Origin of the sequence: Paenibacillus sp. CR_12, from assembly GCF_041953985.1 — a bacterium.
Taxonomy (GTDB): Bacteria; Bacillota; Bacilli; order Paenibacillales; family Paenibacillaceae; genus Paenibacillus_AQ; species Paenibacillus_AQ lautus_A.
Genome location: NZ_JAVFHO010000002.1, coordinates 45,483 through 72,088 on the forward strand (window position 1 = coordinate 45,483; position 26,606 = coordinate 72,088).

The 26,606-nt window shown below is 45.3% G+C and carries 21 protein-coding genes; 9 read left to right on the forward strand and 12 right to left on the reverse strand.

Annotation, left to right across the window (positions count from 1 at the left end):
* Positions 1-103: 103 nt before the first annotated feature.
* The 7 genes from RB297_RS03975 to RB297_RS04005 all read left to right on the forward strand — a co-directional run bounded on the left by RB297_RS03975 (position 104) and on the right by RB297_RS04005 (position 12,865).
* The gene (locus RB297_RS03975) at positions 104-2,128 is read left to right on the forward strand and encodes a glutaminase family protein (protein WP_375119807.1); all 2,025 of its coding nucleotides are present in this window, start codon (positions 104-106) and stop codon (positions 2,126-2,128) included.
* A complete protein-coding gene (locus RB297_RS03980; protein ID WP_375119808.1) occupies positions 2,128-5,442 on the forward strand; it encodes a glycosyl hydrolase in 3,315 nt (1,104 codons plus the stop codon). Before RB297_RS03975 ends, RB297_RS03980 begins: the two co-directional genes overlap by 1 nt.
* A gap of 272 nt (positions 5,443-5,714) precedes the next feature.
* A complete protein-coding gene (locus RB297_RS03985) occupies positions 5,715-7,316 on the forward strand; it encodes a CehA/McbA family metallohydrolase domain-containing protein (RefSeq protein ID WP_375119809.1) in 1,602 nt (533 codons plus the stop codon).
* A 296-nt stretch (positions 7,317-7,612) separates the two neighbouring features.
* The gene (locus RB297_RS03990; RefSeq protein WP_096773686.1) at positions 7,613-9,286 is read left to right on the forward strand and encodes a ribonuclease J; all 1,674 of its coding nucleotides are present in this window, start codon (positions 7,613-7,615) and stop codon (positions 9,284-9,286) included.
* Between the two features lie 276 nt (positions 9,287-9,562).
* The gene (locus RB297_RS03995; RefSeq protein WP_009592680.1) at positions 9,563-10,513 is read left to right on the forward strand and encodes a carbohydrate ABC transporter permease; all 951 of its coding nucleotides are present in this window, start codon (positions 9,563-9,565) and stop codon (positions 10,511-10,513) included.
* A gap of 61 nt (positions 10,514-10,574) precedes the next feature.
* Positions 10,575-11,444: a carbohydrate ABC transporter permease gene (locus RB297_RS04000; RefSeq protein ID WP_036663034.1), complete on the forward strand. Its 870-nt coding sequence runs from the start codon at positions 10,575-10,577 to the stop codon at positions 11,442-11,444.
* A gap of 41 nt (positions 11,445-11,485) precedes the next feature.
* The gene (locus tag RB297_RS04005; RefSeq protein ID WP_192572647.1) at positions 11,486-12,865 is read left to right on the forward strand and encodes an extracellular solute-binding protein; all 1,380 of its coding nucleotides are present in this window, start codon (positions 11,486-11,488) and stop codon (positions 12,863-12,865) included.
* Positions 12,866-13,732: 867 nt separating this feature from the next.
* Here RB297_RS04005 and RB297_RS04010 read toward each other — a convergent pair.
* The 5 genes from RB297_RS04010 to RB297_RS04030 all read right to left on the reverse strand — a co-directional run bounded on the left by RB297_RS04010 (position 13,733) and on the right by RB297_RS04030 (position 16,924).
* Positions 13,733-13,930 (reverse strand): DUF6366 family protein, encoded by a 198-nt coding sequence (locus RB297_RS04010; protein WP_096773700.1) that lies wholly within the window; start codon positions 13,928-13,930, stop codon positions 13,733-13,735.
* A 164-nt stretch (positions 13,931-14,094) separates the two neighbouring features.
* A complete protein-coding gene (locus RB297_RS04015; protein WP_375119810.1) occupies positions 14,095-14,766 on the reverse strand; it encodes a cysteine hydrolase family protein in 672 nt (223 codons plus the stop codon).
* Positions 14,767-14,950: 184 nt separating this feature from the next.
* The gene (locus RB297_RS04020) at positions 14,951-15,313 is read right to left on the reverse strand and encodes a DUF402 domain-containing protein (protein WP_375119811.1); all 363 of its coding nucleotides are present in this window, start codon (positions 15,311-15,313) and stop codon (positions 14,951-14,953) included.
* A gap of 400 nt (positions 15,314-15,713) precedes the next feature.
* On the reverse strand, positions 15,714-16,544 hold the full coding sequence (locus RB297_RS04025; RefSeq protein WP_375119812.1) for an SDR family oxidoreductase: 831 nt from the start codon (positions 16,542-16,544) through the stop codon (positions 15,714-15,716).
* Positions 16,541-16,924, reverse strand: a complete 384-nt coding sequence (locus RB297_RS04030) for a MerR family transcriptional regulator (protein ID WP_096773703.1) — start codon at positions 16,922-16,924, stop codon at positions 16,541-16,543. The genes RB297_RS04025 and RB297_RS04030 overlap by 4 nt, the downstream gene beginning before the upstream one ends.
* A 1,066-nt stretch (positions 16,925-17,990) precedes the next feature.
* Between RB297_RS04030 and RB297_RS04035 the strand changes: the two genes are divergently transcribed.
* Positions 17,991-18,869 (forward strand): AraC family transcriptional regulator, encoded by an 879-nt coding sequence (locus RB297_RS04035; protein WP_096773705.1) that lies wholly within the window; start codon positions 17,991-17,993, stop codon positions 18,867-18,869.
* Positions 18,870-18,967: 98 nt separating this feature from the next.
* Here the strand turns inward: RB297_RS04035 and RB297_RS04040 are convergent, their stop codons facing one another.
* Positions 18,968-19,939, reverse strand: a complete 972-nt coding sequence (locus RB297_RS04040; protein ID WP_096773706.1) for an alpha-L-fucosidase — start codon at positions 19,937-19,939, stop codon at positions 18,968-18,970.
* A 369-nt stretch (positions 19,940-20,308) separates the two neighbouring features.
* Positions 20,309-21,196 carry a LysR family transcriptional regulator gene (locus tag RB297_RS04045; RefSeq protein ID WP_096773707.1) on the reverse strand — a complete coding sequence of 296 codons (888 nt, stop codon included), beginning with the start codon at positions 21,194-21,196 and terminating at the stop codon, positions 20,309-20,311.
* A 115-nt stretch (positions 21,197-21,311) separates the two neighbouring features.
* On the opposite strand from RB297_RS04045, the gene RB297_RS04050 reads away from it, so the two are divergent.
* Positions 21,312-22,709: an MFS transporter gene (locus tag RB297_RS04050; RefSeq protein ID WP_096773708.1), complete on the forward strand. Its 1,398-nt coding sequence runs from the start codon at positions 21,312-21,314 to the stop codon at positions 22,707-22,709.
* Positions 22,710-23,333: 624 nt separating this feature from the next.
* Here the strand turns inward: RB297_RS04050 and RB297_RS04055 are convergent.
* The 5 genes from RB297_RS04055 to RB297_RS04075 form a co-directional block, all read right to left on the reverse strand.
* Complete coding sequence (locus tag RB297_RS04055) at positions 23,334-23,765, reverse strand: NUDIX hydrolase (protein ID WP_375119813.1); 432 nt, start codon at positions 23,763-23,765, stop codon at positions 23,334-23,336.
* A gap of 195 nt (positions 23,766-23,960) precedes the next feature.
* The gene (locus tag RB297_RS04060) at positions 23,961-24,170 is read right to left on the reverse strand and encodes a DUF6366 family protein (RefSeq protein WP_096773709.1); all 210 of its coding nucleotides are present in this window, start codon (positions 24,168-24,170) and stop codon (positions 23,961-23,963) included.
* Between the two features lie 41 nt (positions 24,171-24,211).
* Positions 24,212-24,619: a MerR family transcriptional regulator gene (locus tag RB297_RS04065; RefSeq protein ID WP_096773710.1), complete on the reverse strand. Its 408-nt coding sequence runs from the start codon at positions 24,617-24,619 to the stop codon at positions 24,212-24,214.
* Between the two features lie 156 nt (positions 24,620-24,775).
* On the reverse strand, positions 24,776-25,735 hold the full coding sequence (locus RB297_RS04070; RefSeq protein WP_375119814.1) for an aldo/keto reductase: 960 nt from the start codon (positions 25,733-25,735) through the stop codon (positions 24,776-24,778).
* A 243-nt stretch (positions 25,736-25,978) separates the two neighbouring features.
* Positions 25,979-26,374: a DDE-type integrase/transposase/recombinase gene (locus RB297_RS04075; RefSeq protein WP_375119815.1), complete on the reverse strand. Its 396-nt coding sequence runs from the start codon at positions 26,372-26,374 to the stop codon at positions 25,979-25,981.
* Between the last annotated feature and the right edge of the window lie 232 nt (positions 26,375-26,606).

The window sequence follows — 26,606 nt, forward strand, 5'->3', positions numbered from 1 at the left end:
CAAGGGGGCGAAGCCTTTGCTGTTTATTGAATCAATATTTCCAAATCGCAAGGAGATCCAGGCAGCTTGAAGAATAAAGAAGACATGAAGGAGTTGACGTTAGATGACAACGAATTTCAGACCCCCATCCGTGCCGCTGGTAACCGTAGATCCTTATTTCAGCGTATGGTCCGCAGCGGACCGTCTGTATGACGACCATACCCGGCATTGGACGAACAAGATTCAAGGCATGACGGGGGTAGCCATCATTGATGGCGTACCGCGACGATTCATGGGAAAAGTTATCACGCAGGAGCCGTCAGAACAACTTGAGCCTGAAGCCCTTGAGCAAACCGATCTGACGGTTGAGCCCGTAACGACCCGTTATACGTTTCAAGGGGAAGGCATTGAACTTCAAGTTCAGTTTACCACCCCGCTTTTGCTGGACGATCTCGATCTGTTATCCCGGCCCGTCACCTATCTGACCTTTCACGTGCGTTCATTGGATGGGCAAGCGCATGACGTTAAGATTTACATCGATGTAACGGGCGAATGGTGCGTCCATACCCCGGATCAGCAGGTGACCTGGGAGCACCGCGTGATCGACGGACGATTGAATGCGATGTCGATGGGGACTGTCGAACAGCCGATCCTGCAGCTTGCCGGTGATGACACCCGAATCGATTGGGGGTATATGGTCCTGGCGGTGCCGCGTTCATCGCGGATACAGACGGTGATTCATTCGGTAACGACCCGGGAGCAGTATGTTAGGACAGGTCAATTACCTGCCCAAGATGATGCGCAGAAGCCGCGCTCCGTCTCCGATCACGTTCCCGTCATGGCAGCCGAAATCGAATGCGGGACCGTCGGGGATGAATGGGCATCCGAATATCTGATGCTGGCGTATGACGATATCCATGCGATCGAATATTTCCGCAAGCCGCTGGATGCTTATTGGAAGCGAAACGGATGGACCTTCCATGACATGCTGTTAGCGGCAGCCGATCAGTATGAAACGATCATGCGGCGATGCGAAGGATTTAACCGCGAGCTCATGACCGAAAGCCAAGCCGCAGGCGGCAATCGGTACCGGGATATTTTGGCGCTGACCTATCGGCAGGCGATTGCCGCGCATAAACTGGTTGCCGACGAAGCGGGCCGCGTGTTGTTTTTCTCCAAGGAGAATTTCAGCAACGGGTGCATTGCCACGGTCGATGTCAGCTACCCGTCGATTCCATTGTTCCTGAGATATAACCCTGAACTGATCAAGGGCATGATGCGTCCGATTTTTAAGTATGCGATGAGCGATGAATGGACGTTCGATTTTGCGCCCCATGACGTGGGCACGTACCCGAAAGCCAACGGTCAAGTGTATGGCGAGAACAAGCTGGAATACCAGATGCCGATTGAGGAATGCGGTAATATGCTCCTGATGGCGGCTGCGGTATGCAAGTATGAAGGAAATGCCGAGTTTGCCAGGGAGCACTGGGAGCCCCTTACCGCATGGGCTGGGTATTTGCTGAAGAATGGACTCGATCCGGATAATCAGCTGTGCACGGATGACTTCGCCGGACATTTGGCGCATAATGCTAATCTGTCCATCAAGGCGATCTTGGGCATTGCCGCATACTCCTACATGTGCGATCGGCTCGGCCTCCCGGAAGGCGGAGCTTATCACGAAGCTGCACGGAACATGGCGAATGAATGGATGTCCATGGCCGATGCCGGCGACCATTACAAGCTTACGTTCGACAGCGCCGGCGATTCCTGGAGCATGAAATACAATTTGGTGTGGGATCGGCTGCTGGAGTTCAACCTGTTTCCAACAGAAGTGTCTGCACGGGAGCTGGAGTATTACCAGCATCTACAGAACCGTTACGGCCTTCCCCTGGACAGCCGCGATACGTATACGAAATCCGATTGGCTGGTATGGTGTGCAGCCATGAGTACCACGCAGGCCGGGTTTGAGTCCATGATCGCGCCCCTATGGGATTTCATGAATGAAACCTCCGCTCGAGTTCCGGTGACCGATTGGTATGACACCATCAGCGGCAAGCAAATGAACTTCCAGAATCGCTCCGTCGTCGGGGGATTCTTCATTCGATTACTCATGTCAGGAGCCAGTTCAAATTCGAACAAAGACAGGTGATGTGTGTGAACAGCCTTCATGTTAAGGAAGAAATCGAAATGGATCTCATGCGGTTGAAGCAGCAATTCCAGAATCCGGACGCAACCTACCGCCCGCAGCCATTCTGGTTTCTGAATCACGAGCTCAAGGAAGCGGAGCTGGAAAGCCAGATTCAATCGATGTTTGAAGCGGGCGTCGGAGGCGTTGTTCTGCATGCGCGTCATGGAATGCAAGCCTCATACCTCTCGCAGGCTTTTATGGAAGCTTTGGAATTCTGCACCGTGGAATGCCAAAAACGCAACATGGTCGTCTGGCTGTACGATGAGGATAATTGGCCAAGCGGGACGGTGGGCGGCAAGCTGACGCGACAGCATCCGGAATATCGCATGCGTTACTTAAGAGTGGAGGAAAGGCGTTGTTACGGCGGTTCCGGGCAAGAAAGCTTGAAGCTGGATTTTGCACGATATGAGAATAATGAGCTGATTGCCATTCTGGCCTATCGTGCCGTCGAGTCTGACGGGGAATGGCTGCTCCATGAAGAATCCGAGGACCTCACGCATGAATGGGGACGGGATTGGACGCCTCCGAATGCGGAAGACTCTTATGTCGTGCTGGCCTGCTGGTCCTGCGAAATTGCGGAAGGCATCACGTTTGCCAATGGGTACTACTTGGATACGTTGAATCCGGAGGCGGTCCAGGCGTTCATCCGGATGGCCTATGAACCGTTTCTGTCTTTGCAGAAATATTTCGGAAAGACGATACAAGGCGTCTTTACCGACGAGCCGGGGCTCATGATCCACGACGGGTTCTTCGGGGTGGAAGCGATCCGGACGGCTGTTCACGATGTAGGCGCTACCCTGCCTGGCATGGTCTTTGCTTGGTCTGAAGGAATGGGTGAGCGGTACCGGCAAGAGAACGGGTATGATCTCATCCCGCGATTAGGAGCTTTGCTATATAACATGGCAGACGGCAGCCGGGCAACGAAACAGCAATATTATGATACGATTACGCGCTGGTATGTGGAGGGGTATCATCAAGCGATTTCCTCATGGTGCGAAGGGCATGGACTGCTGTACATCGGTCATACGCTGGAGGAGCCGGTCTGGGGGCAAGCCAGGTCGCAAGGCAACCAGACGCGCGTCCTGCAGCAGTACCACTATGCAGGCGTGGATTATTTGACGCCCGGCATCGGCACTAAGGAGAATCCGCACCGGATCGTGTCCGTGAAGACGGCGGCTTCCGTAGCCGGGCTCGATAATAAAGAACGCGTGATCTGCGAGGCCTTTGGTGCCAGCGGTCACGGCTATTCCATGCGTCAAAGGCGGCTCGATGCCAATTTCATGGCTTTCCTGGGCGTTAATCTGTTTATCCCGCATGCGTTCTATTATTCGTTTGCGGGGTATCGGAAAACCGATTTTCCTCCCACGGAATTCAAACATGCGCCGCATTGGCCGCATTATCGCGCTTTTGCCGACTATCTCGGTCGATTGAGTCTGCTCGGCGCAAGCGGAAAACGAACCCCGGAGGTTCTTCTATTATCGCCTATTCAATCGGTGTACGAAAATATGTTCGCATCGGGGCAATCTAACCGGTTTCCTTCATCCGATACCTTGTTCTCGCTTTTGTCGGATCGCATGCTGCGCCATTCCATTGATTATGACTATGTTGATGAATGTCAGCTTCGTAATGCTGCCCTTGTTGATGGAGAAGGGGTGCGATTCAGTGGTGACGGGAACGCATATTCGGTTTTGGTTATGCCCGAGGTGGAGGTCATGTCAAGGGACATTGCCGTTCTTCTGGTTGCCTATGTAAAGCAAGGCGGAACGCTGGTTGCCGTAGGGGCAATTCCGCGGCATAGCGAGTCCGTGCGCCAGGACCCGGAAGTGGCAAAGCAAATGCATGAGCTTTTTAGCCCGAATCCTCAGCATGGGGCTTTACGCCCCGTTGGCAAAGGGTATGCTTTATTTTATTCGTTGGAGGACAAGGACCACGAAGACACATTGATCGAGGATCATCTCGATTCCGGAGAAAAGCGGATACTTGCCGATCCAGAGATGTCCGGAGGCCGTATAAAGGAGCAGGCTCCAGATCTGCTCGAGCCCTTATGTGAAACGGTAAGCGGGTTATTAAAGAAAGCTTCTGCCTTACGATGGAAGCTTCTTGAAGGACAATATGAGGATTTGATCCATGTAGAACGTGTGTTCGGTGACCGTGTATTTGTATGGTTTATGAACTGGGCGGAGCATAACGTTTCCATGAAGCTTGATGCAGGAGAAACCGGGAACCTTATGGAAGAGTGGGACTTGGAAAGCGGGAGCATTCGCCGGTTAGTAGGCGATTCCGTTCTTACCTATGCACCTGGAGAACTGCGAGTTCTATCGGTTGGTCCTGAGGAGTGCTCAATTTACGAAATAGAACAAACGTTCGGCAAGATGCAAAAAACCGAGGATATTATCGTTCTCGAAGAGAAGTGGCGTTTTCAGTCTCTTGAACCCAACGTTTTATTACTGGACCAGTGGCAGGTAACGCTGAATGACCGAAACTCCAGGATGAACGCCACGATGCCTGGGCAAGTGAACACGTACCGTACAACGTTTACCGTGACGCAGGCATTGATCGAACAATTGCATTCACCGAATGGCGGAGATCATTCGCATCCACCAGATGTCCATTCATTAGCGAGGCTTGAGTTGATTCTGGACGATGTGGAGCAGAAAATACCGGCCCATATCGGCTTCCTGCAGCGCAGGCGCAATGTTGAAATCTTCGTGAATGGCGTCAGACAGAATGCGCTGAAGACATCTGAGTGGCAGGATTCAAACTATGCTACCCTAGATATCACGGCTCATTTGGTGACGGGCGTGAACGAGCTCGAGATATTGACGGTTTCCTTACTGGAGCCGATGCCGGCGATTTCATTCCCAGCCTATTTGATTGGGCCGTTTGAAATAGAAGATGGGGTGAGGTTAAATGCGTGTTCGGAACATATGTTTGGTTCTTGGGCTTCTGCCGGCTATCCTTATTATGCGGGAGCGGGCGATTACTTCCAGGAGGTAGACCTGACTGAGGTCAACTTAGCGCCGGACGAGGAGTTATGGCTGGAAGCCGAAGATATTAGGGAGACGGCTTGCCTATATGTGAATGATACAAGCGCTGGCATCCGGCTGTGGCCGCCGTATCATTGGAACATAACGCCATATGTGGAACAGGGGATCCATCAACTTGCCATCCGTGCAGCCAATACGCTGGAGAACTTGTATGGCAAGAATGCTTTGCCTTCGGGGGTGAATGGACAGGTAAAGTTGGTACGTCGAACTTTATCCAAAGAAATGTAATCTTAGAAGAAGCTCATCGAAATGACTACACCGAATGCAGGTTGTAGTCATTCTGTTTATAAAGGTTTACATAATATAATATATGTTACCCAATGGATAAAGACCTTGCGAATTTCGAGTTACAAAGACGATGGCTTATTTCTTCTATTTGGACATAAGAATAACGAGGACTATTCTTACAAATGTATCGATTTGTCATAACATTCTCTTAATCAAGAAGGCTTACACTTAAGTAGTTTTTACGATTGATATCAACTCGGAGGTGCCATGAAATGCAGCTAAAGAAGAAAACCATCATGGTTTTGGCGCTCAGCTTGTCCATCCTTTCGCAAGGCATGGTTGTTCATGCGAACGCAGATGGGTCTAAGTTTAAGCCGGAAAGCAACGGCAAATGGATGACTGGGGAGTATCACGCGCATACGTATCAGTCCGATGATGCCAGTCAATCCTTACAGGAATTGCTGGACAACGGGTTCGAAAAGTACGGTTTGGATTGGATCGCCGTTTCGGACCATCTTAGAGTTTCTAAACGGGATGATGAGGGGAATCCTCTTGCCGGCGGACCTGTTCCGTTCTCCCAAGGAATGGCGCTGTATCAGATACCTAAGATCCAGCAGCTCCAGGCAGCAGGGAAATACAAGAATAACATTATCTATTCGGGTTTTGAATGGGACATGCCTACATACGAACATGTGGGAGTCGGCATTATAGCAGGCTCGTTCGGTTCAGAGGCGAGCCTTAGGGCAGCCCGTCAGTTCGAGTATCTATTTACGGATCGAGATGAAGCGATGTTTGATCCCAAAGAAGTCGCCGATTGGAAAAAAACAGACAGCCGGGCCTACACGACGTCCGAAGATGCCCGAACGGCACTGGCCTGGCTCCAAAAAAACTACGCCAACAGCAGTTATGCATTGCTCAATCATCCTTCCAGAAAAACCGTATATACGATCGCTGACATACGGAATTTCAACAACATCGCGCCGAATGTCGTATTCGGGATGGAGGGAATGCCCGGGAATCAGATGGAACCGGATCGTGGCGGACTTAATTTAACTACGCCGGAAAACAGAACCTACGGCGGCGCTGATTACATGATTGCCAAAGTTGGCGGCGTATGGGATGCGCTGCTCGGCGAAGGACGCGAATTCTGGAACTTTGCGAACTCGGATTCTCATTTTGAGATTAGTGACAACCGTTTATACTCCAGCGGTTATTGGCCGGGACAATACGCCAAAAATTACACATGGGTGAACGGAAAGGATATGCAAAGCGTGCTGAACGGCATGCGTTCAGGCCAATCGTTCTCCGTGCACGGCGATTTAATCAACGCCTTGGATTTCCGCGTTCGCCACGGGAACAAGCAGGCCGAGATGGGGAGTAAACTTCAAGTGAAACAAGGGAATCCTATCGAAATTACGATCCGATTCAAAAGTCCGAAACAAAATAACAACGGCGACTCCGTAGCCGTGGATCATGTCGATTTGATCTCGGGTGATGTCACCGGTAAAGCACAACCAGGTACGGCGGCATACAGCAAGAGCACCAACGATTCGACCAAAGTGGTGAAACGGTTTACGAGCAAGGATTGGACAACCGATCGGGATGGATACAACGTGATCACTTATCGGACGAAAGCAACGAAGGACCAATATTTCCGGTTAAGAGGGACGAACCTTGGCGAGAATGTTGACGGAGAAACCCGCCATGGCGATCCGCTCATGGATCCGAAAACGGACATCGAAGACAACGAGCAGCGCTTTGCGGAAATTAATAAACGGAATTACAGCGACCTGTGGTTTTATTCTAATCCGATCTTTGTCAGCGTTAACGATAAGCCGGTTAAAGCTCCTAAACAACAGGGGAAGCATTCGTAAGACGCGACTTGCGCTATATTCAGAAGACTGCCGATTATCCGGCAGTCTTTTTCATTTTTCAACTTTTAAAGAAGTCTGAGGTCTGAATTCCTATCTGGCTGCAACTGAAATCGCTAAAGACAAATGGCATACCGTTTGAGATTGGCGGGTTTTCTGTCGTTACCCTGCATCACGACTGGCGAAACCATTGTTACCCGCGGTGCATAAGTTTTGCGAGAACTTCAATAATATAGAAGGAACATCATGCATTGAAAGATATGGATCTAGGCGAGTAGAGACAAGGAGGCAACCTAGCCATGAATATAGCTGAACAAAAATTGCTGGTCGCCGCGCTTGGCGGTGTGAATGAAATTGGAAAAAACATGTACTTCATACAGTACGATCAAGATATTGTGGTGATTGATTGCGGCTCGAAATTCCCTGACGAAAACCTGCCCGGCATCGACTTGATTGTTCCCGACTTCACCTATTTGCTGGACAACGCGGATAAGGTCAGAGCCCTTGTCGTCACTCATGGACATGAAGACCATATTGGTGGAATTCCCTATTTACTGAAGCAGCTGCCGATCCCTGTGTATGGGACGAAGCTTACGATTGAGCTGATTAAAATCAAGCTGAAAGAGCATCGTATTCTGCGTAATTCCGAGCTTCACACGATCGACGCGAATTCCACTATTCAAGCGGGTGCCATCCATGCCTCTTTTTTTTCGACCAGTCACAGCATCCCGGATTGCGTGGGCATCGTTTTTCAAACTCCGGAAGGCAATGTCGTCCACACGGGAGATTTTAAATTCGACATGTCTCCCGTGAAGGGACCTTATCCCGATCTGCACCGTATGGCAGAAATCGGCAAGCAGGGCGTGAAGGTGCTGCTATCGGAAAGCACAAACGCCGAAAGACCCGGGTTTACCCCTTCGGAACGCCTGGTTGGCGGTCATATCCTGGAGGCTTTCGCCCAGGCCAAACAGCAGGTATTCATCTCCACATTCGCTTCGAACGTCAACCGTGTCCAGCAGATCATCGATGCCGCGGTAGAGACGGAACGGAAATTGATTCTGCTCGGCCGGAGCATGGTTAATGTCGTTGCGGTGGCCAAGGAGCACGGGTATCTCAACATGCCCGATGATTTGCTGATCGATGCTGGAGACAGCGAGCGTTATCCGCCGGACCAAATCGCCGTGTTATGCACGGGAAGCCAAGGAGAGCCTATGGCAGCCTTATCACGGCTAGCCAACTCCAAGCATCCCCATATCGAGATTCTGCCGGGAGATACCGTCATTATTGCTGCAGGGGCGATACCGGGTAATGAGCGGAATCTGGCTCATGTCATCGATAATTTATATGTGCTGGGAGCCCAAGTCATCTATGGATCGGGTGCGACTTCAGGGATGCATGTATCCGGACATGGCAGCCAAGAAGAATTGAAATTGATGCTCACTTTGATGAAACCGGACTATTTGATCCCCGTTCACGGTGAATTCCGAATGCTCTATCAGCATCGTCAGCTGGCCGAGTCCGTGGGAATCCCGAATGAGAACGTGTTTATCGTTCAGAATGGCGACACGATACAAATCCAGCAGGGCATGGCATCGTTAGGTCCCAAAATCCCTTCAGGCAACAGCCTGGTGGACGGATTGATGATCGGCAACGTAGGCAATATCGTCTTGCGGGACCGGAGGCAGCTGTCCTCCGACGGGATGCTCATTATCGTCACCACGCTCAGCAAAACGGAAAAGCAGATGGTGGCCAAGCCCGAGCTTATATCCAGGGGATTTATCTTCGTAAAAGATTCGGAGGAATTCATGGGTCAGATCCACGATATCGTCTCGTCTTCAATGAAGGATTTGACTGAAACCGGATCCACCCAATGGAATCTGATCAAGCAAACCTTGAAGGATCATGTCGGCAAATTCATATACAGTGAGACCAAGAGGAGGCCGATGATTCTGCCCATCATTATCGAAGTTTAAGCCCTTTGAATATAAAAAGCACAGCCTCCAATAGGCTGTGCTTTTTTTTATGCGTATCGATATGGGGTTCAACCTAGGCATACACCCGGAAGCCGGCAGCTGCATACACTGCCGATAAAGAAATCGCTTTAAGGTGTTGATCTTTCATTCACGTCTGTGAAAAAAAGAATAACACATAATCCGGATTCATCCACATAACCATGTACAGAATGGACATGAACGTCTTGTCCGATTGCCGGAATGGATCCGGTTACTAACGAAAGGAGGAGGATCGGTTTGTCATCCACCCCAGAAGGGAAATGGACTGCGGAACATGGAAAATGGGCAAAACGAAAGTTCAGATTTACGCGCAATGACTGGATGGGCTATCTATTCAGCGCCCCTCTGATTATCGGCGTCATCGTATTTGCCATTTATCCCATGTTTGCCGCACTGTTTATGAGTTTTCATCAGACATCCGGGCTCAATTTATCCGGAAACTGGGTGGGCCTGAGCAACTATCGTTACGCGTTAGAGGATTCCTTATTTTGGCAAGCGCTTACAAATACGTTCGTCATGGGGATATGGTCCGTATTGCTAGGGATCGCGCTTTCGTTTGTTCTGGCAAGCCTGATTAATAATCTGAAATGGCATTTGGGACGCAATTTTTTCAAAGCGGTCTATTTTCTGCCCAACGTCGTGTCCGGCGTAGCTACAAGCTTGTTGTTCTCCTTCTTGTTTTTCCCGTCCAAGGAAGGCCTGATCAACTTCGTGATTGGTTTGTTCGGCATCGATCCGGTCGGCTGGTTCACGAACCCGGAAGTCGCGCGTTACAGTATCGTGCTGATGAGCTTGTGGGGTGCACTAGGATATAACACCATTATTTTTCTGGCCGGTTTGCAAAGCGTCCCGCGGGATCTCTATGAGGCTGCCGAGGTCGACGGTGCAGGCACGTACCGGAAATGGTGGTATATAACGATTCCCTACTTGCGTCCGATCTTTGTGTTCATGCTCATCATGGGAACCATCGGCGGAATGAAGCGGTTTACGGATGTATGGTTAATCGGCGGAACCGCAGGTAATCCTGGGGGAAGCTTGATGACCGTGGTGCTGTATATTTACCGAAATGCATTCCTCTCTTCGCAGATGGGGCTGGCTACGGCCGTATCCTATCTGTTATTCGTCATCATACTCATCTTAACCGTGTTCCTCATGCTGCTCAACCGACGTAAAGACAGCTTGGATTAATCCCACTATCCATTTTCGGATCCGTAGGGGGAACCTTATTCCAGAAGACAGGAGGGTAACTATGAGCAGTTCAGCCTTGCCCAAGGAGCCGGTGCGCCGTAAACGAATCACGCTTCCACAGCTGATGCTAACGCTGGTCCTATTGGTAGGTTCATTCATTATGATTGTGCCATTCTTATGGATGCTGGTAACGAGCTTCGATTGGGCCGCACGGTTAAATATTTCATTCCCGCCGAAAATATGGCCGGAGGAGCCTTCAATCCGAACCTATGAAGCCGCTTTCACCAACATCAATATGTTCCGATATATCGGCAATTCCACGCTTGTCAGCGCAGGGGTCATTATCATCAGCTCGTTGTCCGCATTATTATCCGGTTATGCCTTATCCAAGCTTCGCTTCAAAGGAGCTAATTTCGTACTGCTGCTGGCGCTAAGCACGATGATGATTCCGTTCGAAATGACCATGATTCCGCAGTATCTTTTGTTCAGTAAACTCGGGTTGGTCGACAATTATCTGGCATTTTATTTGCCGGCCATGAACTATGCGTTCGGTACTTTTTTAGCCAAAGCGTTCTTTGATCAATTGCCCAGCAGTTTAAGGGAAGCGGCCGTACTGGATGGAGCCAAGGAAATTACGGTATTCAGCCGGGTTTATCTGCCGCTGTGTACGCCGATTATCGCCACCATGGTCATTCTGCTGTTCTTGGGCGTATGGAACGATATGCTGTGGCCGCTGCTGATCTTAAAATCGGCTGCCAAGTACACGATCCAGATCGGTTTAGCCATGTTTACGTACAACAACGGTATTAACCAACAGCCATCCATTATTATGGCGGCCACAACCACGAGCCTCATTCCGGTTATCGTCGTCTATATGTTCCTGCAGCGCTATATTATCGAAAGCATTGCGCTGTCCGGTATCAAGCAGTAATTCAGAAAGTAAAGCTAAAATTATGCGGGGGTGTTGACGTGATGAAAAAAGCTGTGCTGCTGATCCTGTCATTCGTGCTGGTGTTTACATTGGCCGCTTGTTCAGGCAGTTCAGGTAAAGATGTGACAGGCGGCGTTACAATTGAAAAAGTATCGGATATGGAAGGAACGGTTCGCGTTGCGCTGGCAGGCTGGCAGCTGGATAACGGGATCGATGCGCTGACAGGCAATCCGACGATCGGGCTCAACGAATATTTGGATAAAACGTTCAAAAAAATGTATCCGAACATCAAGCTGGAGGTTTATCAAATCCCTTGGGAGAACGTAAAAGCCAAACAAACGGCCATGCTGCTCTCCGGCGATGCGGATGTCTTGTATACCGGGGGAGCCTTTGCATCGCAATGGTACCAGGAAGGGCTGCTGCGTGACCTGGACGATTTGATTGCAAAAGATACTTCGTTTGACCCGAGCATCTATCTGGAAGGCATTATGAATAATTCCTACAGCACCAAGTCGCCGGACGGAAGCAAACAATTTGGGATACCTGCCGTGCTTGGCCGCCGGATGACGATTTATGATAAGAAGCTGTTTGAAGACTGGGGCGTTGAAACACTCTCGGCACAGCCGGGACCGGACGAAATTCTGGAGAAAGCCAAGCAGATGACCGGCAAAAACCCGAAAACCGGTGAAGACAATTTCGGTTTGTATTGGAGCGGCAACTCATTAAACGGATCCACCTTTGTTGCATTAACCCTTGCATATGGCGCCAAAGGAGCGGAAGGATCGCTGAAGGACATCAAGAACATCAAGTGGCACCTGAATACGCCGGAAATGGTCAAAGTGATGGAATGGCTGAAGGAAGCCGCACAGCTGCCACCGGCCGGGTTCGTGAATGCCCAGGGTGCCGAGAACTTCGGACTCGAGAAAAACAATATCGCCATCGCGCTGGATTCCACCGGCGGCTCCACGATGAGTGAATACCGGTCGAAGCAGAACAAGGAGCTGCTGGACCGTTTTGAACCTGTGCTGAACATGGGTCCTAAAGGTGAAGGCTGGGTGGCGGTTGACCCGTTCATCATGGCGAAGAATGCCAAAGATGTGGATGCATCATGGGAAGTGTTAAAGTTCTTGACCAGCTACATGACGCAAAAATACATGTATGAAAACTTCTCCAGTACCCCAACGCTCAAAAATGCCGATTTCGTAACACCGGAAGACAAATTCGTCAAAAAGGCACTTGAGATCGCGGAAGTCGGCCACTCCGAGCTCATGGATGAAGCCAATCCGTTCTATATGAGCGACATCGCTCCAGCCATAAACGGATTTATCAGCCAGGCAGCGTCCGGTAATGCTCCGGATATTCAGAAGTTTCTGGATGATCTGCAGGCTCGTGCCGAGAAGTGGTCTGCGAATCTGAAGTAAAAACAGGAGGGGACTGCACAGGTGCATGGGTTTGATAAGCGTGGTTGACTTACGCGTTGTCCCTGACTTTGACGAGACGGGCTAATCATGATGAGTATATGAGCCGAACAGCACAATATATTCCAATATTATGTGAATCGTGCATTGTCCCGATCATGCGGGAGAAAAACTTCAAGGCGGATAAAATAACATATAATGGTAAATCATTAAGATGTAGAGAGGGGAGGGTTCATAAAAAAAATTAGGATGATGGATGATAACAAGCAAGCACTAAATAGTTCATAAGATGAGCATTTAATAAAAATCAAATCGATTAAGAACCAACGAAACATTAAAAATGTCTTCAGTAGCGAAATTCCGCTAAAATGTGAAGCGAAATCGTAATAATAATGAAACAACCAAAATTCGATGATTATGATGATTTATAATGGCACATGAACAAACTTGAACAAAATGATCGATTAATAATGATCGATTAATGACGATATTAGAATGAATTAATCGAGAGTTTGATTAAAGCCTTTAGATTAGATGAATTGTAATTCAGACGATTGAATCTAAATGAAGAAAGAATCCAATAATTGGAAAGTTAAAGTTGTTCATAAATAGAAGATGCGCAAGAAAAAAGGATTATAACGGCTTAACATAATAGAAAGCAAAAACTAAGCAGATTCATGCTGTGGTGATTCTTTCCCCAACATCTGTTTCACAAAACTCGTATTTTGTACATATGTCAATCTTTGTGGTGGCCAACGCAATGTCCCTCGACAATTGTTGATAAAATAAAAAAGCCGCTCAAATAGCGACTTTCAATGGGACCATGTTCTTGTATCTCGACAATTTTGGTTTTCTCAAATATTAAAACCATTAATAAAAATATTGAACAACTATAAGACCGACAATAATAACAATAGTTAATACTAAAGTGCCTTTCCAACCTAAATCGACTATACTATACCGAGCCCTACTATTTCCGGGATTCATATGACCAAATGGATTATTTTCCAATTCTTCTTGTCTTAGTCTTTCTCTTGTTCTTTCAGGAGTTTCATAATCTTTGCTCATTGTTTACCTACCCCCTAGGTTAATAATTTTAATTAGATATCCAATACCAATTTATTGATGCAGTAGTATAATAATAACATTTTTATGTTATTTAATGGGATTTAATTGAACATTGAATAGATCTTAAACTATCCTGCCTCCTGTTGCGATGCGTGAATATGTTGTTATTTGCTGTTGGAGCCTTCTTCGGATCTGCTTGCAAATTCTCTTATGAGTTCCTCTGTACTAGTTACTTTAACACCTATATTTCTCATTTCATGAATTCCCTTATCATAAACGCCTGATATTGCATCCTCGATCATAACCACCTTAAAGTCTCTTTCACTTGCTTGATATATACTTGTTCTTGGACAGTTCGGATAATTGCACCCAATAAAAATCAGTGTATCTATATTCTTCACTCTCAAAAATGCTTCTAAGTTCGTTTGATAAAATGCGCCCCATCTTGGTTTATACATTACCCATTCATTATCTGCGATCAATTGTATTGTTCCTTGAAGGAGCTCCTTGTCGTCTAACTGAACTGAATTCTTCGGGCTAATCATTTCAACTAAGTCTGCTCCCGTTGATCCTGGTGTTACAATACGAACGCCTGTTTCAATTAATTCTCTGCGGCAGATATCAACATTCGATCCATCTTCCTTATATAATCGAATCACGTGGAATATCGGAATGTCTCTACTTCTGCATGCATCTAATATTAACTTCATGTGAGGCAGTACATTAACAGTACCTGCAATTTCTGCAACAGCCCCTGGCAAACTAAAATCATTCTGTGTATCAATTGTAACAACCGCACAATTGTTATAATCAGGGTATGTATATTTACTCATCATTGACCATCCTTCTAAAATCGTATTTGCCCCAATTGCATATAACGTTCTCAGTATTCACGACGCTCGACGAAGTCGAGTGTGTCCGGCTGCATCAACTTCCATGCCAATTGCATCTGTCCGGACCAAGGGGCCGTAAGGCCCGAAGTGTGAATATAATGTTATCGGATGTTAATGCCTTCCTTTGTTAATGCCTTCCTTGTGATGCCTCCAATATAAATTTAAAATGTTCTAAACCATTCTTAATAATTTTGTTTTCCATAGATTCTATTTCTTTAATTAAGTCTTTCATATTACTCTTTGCCAGGTTATAGTCCTCTAATTCAATGTCATTACTATTTAAAGCCTCTTCAAGTTCATCTTCATCCTTAATATATAAATTACCATTAGGAAAAACAATCACATCTAAATAAAGATCATCCCCAAAAGGCACTCCTTGATCACTAATCTCAATATTCTTAGATATATCGAAATACCATTGAATTATTTCTTTTTTCTCATTAAGCATCGTTGTAACACAGTAATTTGATTCCGAGGGGAAGTGCTGCATCCAATAATAACCATTATCGGCTATACAGAAAAGATGTTTTGGAAGTTATGTCGGGGGTGTGAAATGAAAAGAAAACATGCAGACCGATTAGACTGGCATCGAATATTAAATAAAGATTTTGTATGTAGGTTTTTCGATGAAGTCGAATTTAAAGGACATATTACCTTAATTACTATTCATCAAGTCAAAGAACCATTAAAAACAAGTATTGAAGATAAAGAAATAGCATTAATTTCCGATAACGTCTTATCTACGAACTTCGTAAATTATTCCATATGTAGAGTATTCGTGAATTTATTAAACTATCCTGCCCGTTAGCTTAACCATTCAGAACGAATCGTTGAACATATCGCTACCAGCGATGTGTGATCTGACACGTCTGTCTAATAAAATAATAGATTCAAGCGTTATCCGAATTGATAAAAAAACCTGCATTCTCCTTAACCCACTCTGCGAACGTATACGGTTTGTGTCCTGTTACTTCCTCCACTGTCGACAAAACGATATAAGCAGATTTAGGCGGATTAAGGTGCCAACTAATCACGTAATCTATTGCATCCTCCTGAACACCCATTTTCCTCATCTGTTCACGTTCTTCTTCTTCAGAGCTTTCGATAAATTGAATTTCACGTCCAATAACCTCACTGATTATCCGAACTTTATCTTGAACCGACAAACTCTCAGGCCCTGTTAATGTATATATTTGACTTGCATGACCTTCCCCAGTTAGTGCAACCGCTGCGACTCTTCCAATATCGGCTTCATGAACAGGAGCAATCAGTGATCCTCCGAAGAGGTCTCGAACAACCCCCTCGGAGCGTATAGAGTTCGCCCATTTCCGTGCGTTTGACATAAATTCAAAAGCTTGAAGCTGAGTCCACTCCAGACTGCTTGACTCAACCGCCTTCTCAAAAGGGCCCTTCTCTCCGTTCCACAAAACTGTAACCCTTCGCACCCCGGCCTTCTCAACAAGCTCAACGATTTCTGGTCCTGTTTGTAACGGGGCATATTCGGCACCTGTTGTAATTAAATGCATGCCGCTGATGCCAACCAACGCAGAAACTAGCGTACTTCGATCACTTAAATCTCCCGCGACAACCTCTACACCATGAGGAAGATTGGCTTGCTGCGGATTACGTGTCAATGCACGTACCTTTTGCCCCCTTTGAAGAAGTTGGTCCACGACATGCCGCCCTACGGTTCCCGTTGCCCCAGCAACTAATATAGTCATTTATTATCCTCCTCCCGTTTTTGTACCATCCGATTGATTTTTTCAGCCAAATTTAACTTCGCTTTGGTTAAAGCAGCTAATTGTTGGTTAATCTCGTGCATTTTCGACTGATACATAAGCAGCAATTCCTCACAATAGACGTCTTTATCTTTGTGCTCCTGTTGCTCAGGAAATCTACAGAAGAGAATGTCCCGAATTTGGTCAGTTGTCAGCCCTAAATCTAAATAAAGTTGAATTGCGTTAATGGATTCGATCGCCTTTTCGTCATATTCTCTATAATTATTTTCTTGACGAGATGTTTTGATCAATCCTTTCTCCTCATAATAACGAATCGAACGGGCACTAACGCCAGTTATTTTTCTTACCTTTCCGATCTTCAAAACGATCACCTCATCGATTAGGAACGTTAGCTTTATTATAAAGCTTCACATTAATGTAAAGGTCAAGAAAAAAGATTAAATAAAAAAGAACCCCTTAGGGGATGGCAATTAGTCTAGTCATAACTCGCAGGATGTTATTCGGTTTCGTAATATTTGCTGTGTTAAACTGCCCGTTAGCTTAATGAATAGCTTTAAAATTCAGTTAGATATTTATCTAATCGGTAATCGGAACATGTTCTTGTCCATTACGGCAAAAGGTACAAGTTCTTGTCCTCGACTGGGGACAAGAACTTGTACCGATAAAACAAAAAAGCCGCTATTCGTTTTAGATTGTAGGGCTCCTATCGCGTTCTAAAATATTAAACATTCATTTGTCTATCGCATTACCGATCTTGCATGCATAAGCTAATATTATTAATAGAGGAGGTGAAGACGCTATGTCTAAGTTTCTTAGCTATCTCAGCGGAGTCATTGGTGGTTTCGGCCTAATTTACGTCCCAGTATCGGAATTACTGCCAAGCCTGGAACCTGTACTTGACACAGTAGGCATCATATCTGTGATTGTGTTCTCCATCGCCTTAATCGTCAATGGTGTGCGTTCCTTGATAAGCAAAGCGTAACGGATTAGCTCGCTACTAAGATAGAGATATATTGACATTTGGGAATAGGGTGCCCAGAGAATTTATGAAAACAGGGAGCAGCCTGCCGCGCGGCGTTCTGCTCCCTAGTTATTGCACTTTCGTTTCCCGATAGCTTATATATCGTGCATCACACTTATGTCCATTACAGCAACATGACAAAATATTGTAAGTTCCACATAATTGGTAAATTATACTTATTGGGAGGGCTATTAGATGTACCAATTGTTCATATCAATCAATCGGTTAAGATTCATAATCATAGTCTCCTTTATACAATAATTAGGCTTCCAATTGCCTCATTAAAATCTTGAATTGGTGCAAAATACACGATAATGACTGACTATTGTATGGATGAACTTGATGATGCTGACAATGCGCCTTTATTATAGTACAATCTCTACATCCAATTTTGTAGGTGATTGATAATGCTAGTGCTTGAGCTGAAAGTTCCCCCATTCCCCCTGCTAGCCACGGTCGGCCATACCTTATGGCCGCCGGGAATTGTCCATGCAAGGCGTCAATTTGATGTTTTTGACATTATTATTTGCGTCAGTGGCACACTCTATATGGAGGAAAACGGGATTCAATATGAAATCAAAAAAGGTATGGTATTGGTGCTTGAGCCTGGAAAAATGCATCGCGGCTATCGCCCAACTGATACAAATACGGAGGTGTATTGGATTCATTTTGAATATCCGCTATTGTCGAAGCCTGAGCTAGTTGATAAAAACAATTGGCAGCAGCCTCTGCAGAACAGGACGGACCAGGATACCGAGGCTCTTCCAGGCATGGTGGACATCCCCAAATTTACCGGGATAGATTTGCGTACGGTCGTCCCCCTTCTGAAGGAAATGATAAAAGTACACAGCATCCTTTCAGCATACCGCTCCTACGAGCTGCAAATTTTATTTGGCCGATTCCTCATTGAAATTCAAAGCAGCATGAAAAAAAGCAGCCCACAGGCCCGATCCCTTTTTCTTGGGGAGAAAGTTGCCTCCTATTTGGCGGATTGCTTAGAAGATCCTTTTGATTCCGTACAGATGGAGAACGACCTGCATTACCACTTCGATTATTTGGCGCGCTGTTTGAAACAGTATTCGGGAATGAGTCCTCTGCAATACAGGCATCGTCTCCAGATCGAACGCGCTAAACAGCTCCTAGCGAATTCAGAACTACCTTTAATCCAAGTCGGTGAACAATGCGGATTCCGTGACAACAATTATTTTACGCGCCTATTCAAACGCCAAACCTCGTTTACACCTGGAGAGTACCGGAAGCGGTATCAGGTATTTCGAGTGGATTAACACAAGAATAAACGTCCTCCCAATTGAAAAAAGCGCTGTTACCATTCAATGGTCAAGCGCTTTTATTTAAGCTGTGTGCTTCGTTAATAATGATCAAGTTATTTTCTAATCAGCCAGTTTGCTGGAATAGTTTGGAGTTCCACCGGATGACGATATCGTTTTCCGATTTCTTTAAAACGTTCTAACACATTCGCATCCAACAAGCCGCGCTGATCTGGAGCTCCATTTAATAAAAATGACACGTTATGGTTGTTCGCATCCTGTACTTTATCCAATACCCAATCAGTGGTTTTGAGTTCCATTTTCGTATCCGAAGCTCTCCAAAACCACGTTTCAGTTAAGATATTGCAGCTCGCACCAGGACCTGCAAAGGACTCTTCAATTTCTTGCCCAGCAGCATTTTCATAAAAAACGATATCTGTATGATCCAAAGTCGATTCACAGCTAATATTCATCAATAAGCACTGAGGCTGCAAACTTTTCACGAGTTCATTAATTTCTTCAAACGGAAGGTCCTCATAATTAGGGCCTCCCCAATGGGCGTTCCATCCGTCAATGATCAAAAACGGAAGTTCGCCATAGTTTGTCAGCAATTCTTCGATTTGATTTTTAATGAACCGCTTATCTTCCGCTGTGCATTTTTTTCGACCGATTTGATGATGCAAGTCTAGCATAGAGAAATAAAGACCCGCATTAATACCTTCCTCCCTAAATGCATCAAGATATTCTTTGACGACATCCCTTTTGTCGGTTGCATTACGGATGCAATGCTCCGTATATCGGGTAGGCCACAAGCTGAATCCTTCATGATGCTTTGCTGTCAGTGCAGCGAATTTCATCCCCGCGGATCTAGCCGCTTTCGCCCATTGCGCACAGTCCAACTGCTCAGGATTCCAGAGTTTTGGATCAAATGGGAATCTGCGAGGTTCATCATGATTCTCATGCCCGTATTCCCAATCCTTAATTTCCGTTTCAGCAAACTGAAATGTAGCACTATTAAAGTGAATAAACATCCCGAGTCTCTGATTCACAAACCATAGTTGTCGTTGTACCAAATCATGATTATCCAAATGATAACCTCCTCTATTTCCGGTGAATACTCACCATCATATGATATCTACCACTTTAATGGATTATCATCCTTGATACATCTATCAAAAACGACATTTTACCATACAATTTCTACTTTTCTTTAGGATTTTAACGATTTATTTATTCTCGCGGCGAGGTAACGAACCCACTGAAACTCAGCAGTAATCAGATGCTTATCTAATCGAAAATCGGCCTATTATTTTGTCCTTTAAGGCAATCGGTACAAGTTCTAATCCTTGGCACTGGACAAGAACTTGTACCGAAAAAGAAAAAAGCCGCTAAAATAGCGACTTTCAATGGGACAATGTTTTTGTCGCCCAACATTCTCTGGGTTTTATGAAGGATAATTAATTTGTCTGTTTGGATATCGTCCCGAAATATTCCACAACTACCTCACGGAATTCGAGAGCAGCCCGCGAAATGTACCGACTTCTGTGCCATAACAAAGCTATCTCCCGTACCAATTCATGATTCTCTACTTTGAGATATTTGATATGTTCCCCAGAATACCTTGCCGTACTTGGTATAAAGGCTATGCCAATTCCCGCTTCTACTAGAGAACTTAGCCTTGCAGGTTCGTCACCCTCATACACATATGTAGGTACTAATCCAACCGTTTTGCATATAGAATCCACCAGATCACGAGTACCGTAGCCTCTTTTTACACCAACAAAACATTCATCCCTTAGATCAGTCAAAGATATGCTGTTTCGGTTAGCAAGCCTATGCCCTGTGGGAACAGCTACAAGAATCGGGTCGATGAACATGATTTGACATTCAATGTCTTCCCCTTTTATAGGAGGCGAGGACAAGCAAAAATCAACCTCTCCTCTATGAAGAAGCGTAACCATTTCCTGCGTGGTGAGCATTTGCACATGAAATTGGATATCGGGACGCTTGTTCCGAAACTCTCGAAGGATCTGAGGCAATGTGCTTGCGGTGGTCACCGCCAATTCGAGTGTGCCATGTTCTTGGCTGGACACATCGCTAATCTCCTGCTTCCCCTGTTCCAATTCAAACAACGCCCTTTCAGCACGGCGATAGAATCTGCTTCCAAACTCATTCAATCGCAGTTTCCTTCCTATTCGATCGAATAACGGGACCCCCAAATCCTCCTCCAAGCGCCCAATCGTTTTGCTTAGTGATGACTGAGTGACATGCAGACTTCTTGCTGCTTCAGTCATATGTTCCAAACGAGCTACCTCGAGAAAATATCTCAGTTGAAGTAGTTCCACTTTACACCCTCCTCTCATTCCCTTGAGTCAATGAAATCATAACATAAAATGCATTGGAATAAATAAATGATTTCAAGTACGATGATGACACTAATATACAGAGTGGGGGATTGAAATGAGTATTCGCAGTAGGTGGTTGATGATCTCCGTTGGACTAGGGATTCTATTGAACCCATTAAATTCTTCAATGATTTCAGTTGCTATTCCAAGGCTACAAAATGTGTTCCAACTCGACTTTACAGTGGTATCCTGGATCATTTTTTCTTTCTACATTGCGAGTGCTATCGCTCAACCTATCATGGGAAAAGCCAGCGATTTATTCGGTAGGAGGAGGATATTTCTTAGCGGGCTTGTTGTATCCTTCATTGCATCATTATTAGCTCCACTATCCCCAAACTTTGGTTGGCTCATCGTGTTCCGCATTGTGCAATCCATCGGAACAAGCATGATGGTTGCGGTTGGAATGGCCATTGTGCGAATTCATATTACGGAGAAACAAGCAACTGCACTGTCAGTCTTGTCCATATTCCTATCCGGAGCGGCAGCGGTTGGCCCCTTCATTGGCGGGGTCATCATTCACTGGTGGAGCTGGCCTGCTATTTTTTTGGTTAATATTCCGTTCGTGGTGACAAGCTTTCTATTAGCTTGGAGGCATATTCCTAAGGATGATCCGTCTACGACATCCGTTGCTCGCAACATGTCCTTTCGCAAATGGTCAGATTTGATTGATGCGCCAGGAGTTCTGCTATTCACCGTGGGTCTGGTTGCTCTGCTCGTTGGATTATTGTCCGCAAAATCATCTGGTCAAATTTCATTTAGTAACGTTATTGTCGGGCTGATTGGCTTCGTTGGACTGGGAGCTTTCGCGCGACATGAGTTAAAAGCGAAGGCACCCTTTATTCCTTTACGCACATTCGCTAAATATCCTGCAATGACTTGGGTCAATGTCGAATTCATGGTCGTTAACTTGCTTTTTTACTCTCTCTTTTTCGGGCTTCCGTCCTACTTGCAAATCGTACGTCATGTCAGCGAGTTCCATACCGGGATGCTCATGCTAAGCTTAGGCTTGTGCTCGCTCGTTGCTTCTCCAATGGCAGGACGATGGATCGATAAATCAGGACCCGGGCCAGCATTGCTTATGTCCGGAATGCTGATGACATTTGGGTCCGTATGGATCGTGATCATGACACTGGATCAGACTTCACCGGTTATCAGTGTGTGTCTGGCTTTAGCTGCATTCGGCATTAGCAACGGGTTAAACAGTGTCGCTATGCAAGCGGCCTTATTCAAAAGTTCACCAAAAGAAATTATAGGTGTAGCATCTGGAATATTTAATACCTCAAGATACCTGGGAACCATTCTCTCTTCATTACTCATTAGCAGCGTAATGGGAGATAACTTCAGCTTCGAGGGATTTCGAGTACTTGGGATTATCCTCACGTTAATTGCATTGTCCTTGTTATTCGTAAATTGGCGTCACAAGGAGTCCGAGCAGCAGTTGCATGAGTCCTAGTTATCTGACAGATGTAGCTTACCCTTTGTTACCTCAACAGAAAGCTGTAGCTGATCGTGAGAATCGGCTAAGCAGAATACTAATTAGATATATACCTAATCATAAATGAGAACATGTTCTTGTCCATTTCGGCAATCGGTACAAGTTCTTGTCCTCAACAGTTAGTTTCAGTCCGATATTTCGCTTTTTTAATACATAGCTTCCGGTGTCTAACCTCTCATCGTGTCAGTTGGTCAAAAACAATTTGAACATTTTCATGTGTTAAGGTACTTAATGTCGGGGGTTAAGTAATATGCTCAACGTTTAGATATACATCTAATTGGCAATCGGACTATGTTCTTGTCCATTCCGGTAATCGGTATAAGTTCTTGTCCTTGGCTTGGGACAAGAACTTGTACCGATAAAATAAAAAAGCCGCTGAATTAGCGACTTTCAATGGGTCCATAATCTTGTCCCCCGACAGTCGCCCAACAATTCCCCTTGTTTATAGTTCTGATCCCGTTTATGGATTGTATGTACATTTTCCTTTCTAAACTGAACAAAAGCAGCCGATCCACGTTGATCGGCTGCCTGTTCTTATTGAGCTATCGTTTCCCGTTAGTTTAATGATTTATGTAAAAAACATTATTCAAACCACTGCCTAGGTCCGATGATGTGGAATAAATGATCACTACTTGTATTAAAAGCATCCTTTATACGTGAAATAGTAAAATCACTAATCGGCCTAGGCAAATCCTCTAAATTGAAAAAAATACATTCAGTTACTTCTTCTGCATCTGGCTGTGGTTGTTGATTGTCGACCACCTTACAAGTGAAAACAAAGTGATGCATATCGTGATTGGGTTCATAATACACGCCAGTCAAGCGCTCTACAGTAACTTCAAGACCAGTTTCTTCAAACACTTCCCTCTTTGCTGTATTCTCTGCAGACTCATTTTGCTCAGATAACCCACCAGGTAGTTCCCAATTGTATTTTCCGTAGTTATGTTTTACTAGAAGAATTCGCCCTTCCGAATTCATAATAACCGCAGCTGCTCCTACTGGCTTTTTTGACATCCACACAAGCCCTCCCGAATGATTTGATTTGTAAATTCATCCCATATTATAAACGACAATTTTCTTGAATTAGTTTCGTTCTTATTAAAGTAAACTGCCCGTTAGCTTAATGAAATTTCTTATCTAGTCGGGAATCGGCTCATGTTCTTGTCCCCCGACATTAAAATATAAAACCAGTGATAAAAATTCTTTTACTTAAAAATATTGGGCAACTATAAGACCAACAATAATAACAATAATTAACACTAAAGTGCCTTTCCAACCTAAACTGCTTACTAAATCGACTAGACTACCAGATTGAGCCCTATTAATTCCGTCATTCATATGTCCCAATGGATTATTTTTCAATTCCTCATGTCTTAGTCTTTCTCTTGTTCTTTCAGGAGTTTCATAATCATTATTCATTCTTTACCCACAAAATAATAAATTTTAATTAGATGAACTGGTCATCGAGCTGACTCCAAACTTGCTTCCTCTCGTCTGGTGTCATCTTCCCAAGAACGGTAGTAATCAATTTTATCCCGCAGAATATCCAAAGTTTGATGAATCGTTTGAACCTGCTGGATTAATTTCCGCTCATGCTCTTCTAGAAGTTTTCTGCGTTGGGGAATGCCATCATTCCCCAATCGCATCATATCAGCGAACTGCTGCATAAGTGCGATCGGCATTCCTGTAGTCTTAAGCTTTGCGAGTAATACGATCCACTCAAAATCATGTTCCCGATATACCCGATGACCATTTTGGGCACGAGGTATAGGGTCCATCAGACCGATCCTTTCGTAATAACGAAGGGTGTGTACGCTTAACCCCGTCAACTCAGCTGCCTGCTGAATGGTCAGCTCTTTACCGATCATAACGAGTCCGCTCCTTTTAACATCCGTTTATAAGCTGTGAGCTCCGATACACTCCGGGTGGTTCTTGTGTAATTTCGCTTCTAACTATACTTATGTTTCGATACGTCGTATGAAAATACCTTTAGCGCAGGTATGTCATAAGTTGATAAAAGTTGATTAAGTGAGGCAGGCGCCGTTCAATTGATCAAGCTGATCTGAGTTAATACGAAGCTTAAGTGCCCCCAAATTTTCTTCCAATTGCGATAGATCACTTGCAGCAACAATTGGAAGAGCTCTCGGATGATTTTGCAGCATCCAAGCAAGGATAAGCTGATTCGGTGTCGCTCCCAGCTCTCCAGCAACCTTCCTTAGCGTATCCATACGAGTCATCTGATCCTCTCTCCGATATGCATCGGGTAAGACAGCATCCTTTCGGTTGTATATGCCTCCAAGGAGGGGGGAATAAGCCATGAGCGTAAAATCATCGTGTTGACTGCAGTAAGCAAGTAAATCCTCATCCACACTGACCTGCAGTCCGAAATTCGCATCCACTCTAGGCTGCAAATACGTATATCGTTGCTGGATGCAGCAATAGGACTCCCATCCTTTTGACATACTGATCGCCTTGGCCTCAAGGATCCTGGAAAGCCGATAATTACTGCAGCCTATAGCCCTTACTTTGCCGGCTTTAATCAAGGAATCAAAAGTCTCCAAGGTTTCCTCGAGTTCAGTTTCAATATCGTCTACATGAGCATAATATAAGTCTACATAATCTGTTCCTAGCCTAAGCAAACTTTCGTCAATTTCATTCTCAATCGCTTGGCGACTTAAACCTTCCAATTTTTCACTTTTCGGCACTACCGGTTTCGCTCCCACTTTGGTGGCCAAGATGATCTGATGTCTGTTTTTTCTTTGTTTCATCCATTCGCCAAGCAAAGACTCGCTTTCTCCCCCAACACAGCCATCGTTCCATATCGCATAATTATTGGCTGTATCCAGAAAGTTTCCCCCTGCTTCAAAAAAATGATCAAGCAGTTGGAAAGAGGTTTTTTTGTTGGTTCGCGATCCAAAATTCAGACAGCCCAAAGAATAAGCACTTACCAGCATTCCTGTATTCCCCAACGGAACATGCTTCACACTATATCCTCCTTTTAACAAACTGAATTAACTTCCGCTTACTTGCATCGTACGCAACCAGTATACGAGTTTAAGCGCACTCTAAGTCAATACTACAAAACAATATCTTCTCTTAAACAATGCAAAGACACCTCCAAAATAGTCTCCATATCTTACGATTTTAATTTTCTCTGTGGTCGCTTTTGGTTATAAAACTGTATATATTTCTCAATTCAACTTTGTGTCTCTCCCAAATTTAGGATATTATAGGGATAGAGCCCTTCCGTTTTTAGATGCCAGAAGAAGCTCTCTATGGAGGCGTTGTCTAGGCAATTGCCTCGGCGAGACATGCTGATTTTGGCGCCAACCTTTGGCAGCATATCGTGGTAAGCGTGAGACGTGTACTGGAGGGCTTGGACACTGTGAATGACCAATCCGGTCACGTCTTTTACTTAGCAAACGCTTTGGCAAACGTCTGCAGAACCAGCTGTTGTCGTTACGTTCGCTGAGCTCGTAGGCTACGATCTCATTGTCGAATAAATCTTTAACCGTCGAAAGATACAGCCATCGCTCACCTACCCGATATTGCGTTACATCTGTTACCCATTTTTGGTTTGGTTTATCTGCCTTAAAATCTCGCTTTAGCAGATTCTCCGGCATTCGATCCCTCACTTGGTTTAAAACGGCGTTTGCAGCGAATTTTGGCCTGTAGTCCTAGCTTTTGCATCAGACTCAATATTTTCTTGTGATTCATCCACACGCATCGTCCTACCATAAGAACAATTGGATATGGCGGTGACCTTATTTCTCTACATAGCGCGCATATACCTGACGAATGAGCGATGCAGCTTCCGTGTCCCGATCCCATTTTTGCGCTTCAGATAGGCGTAGT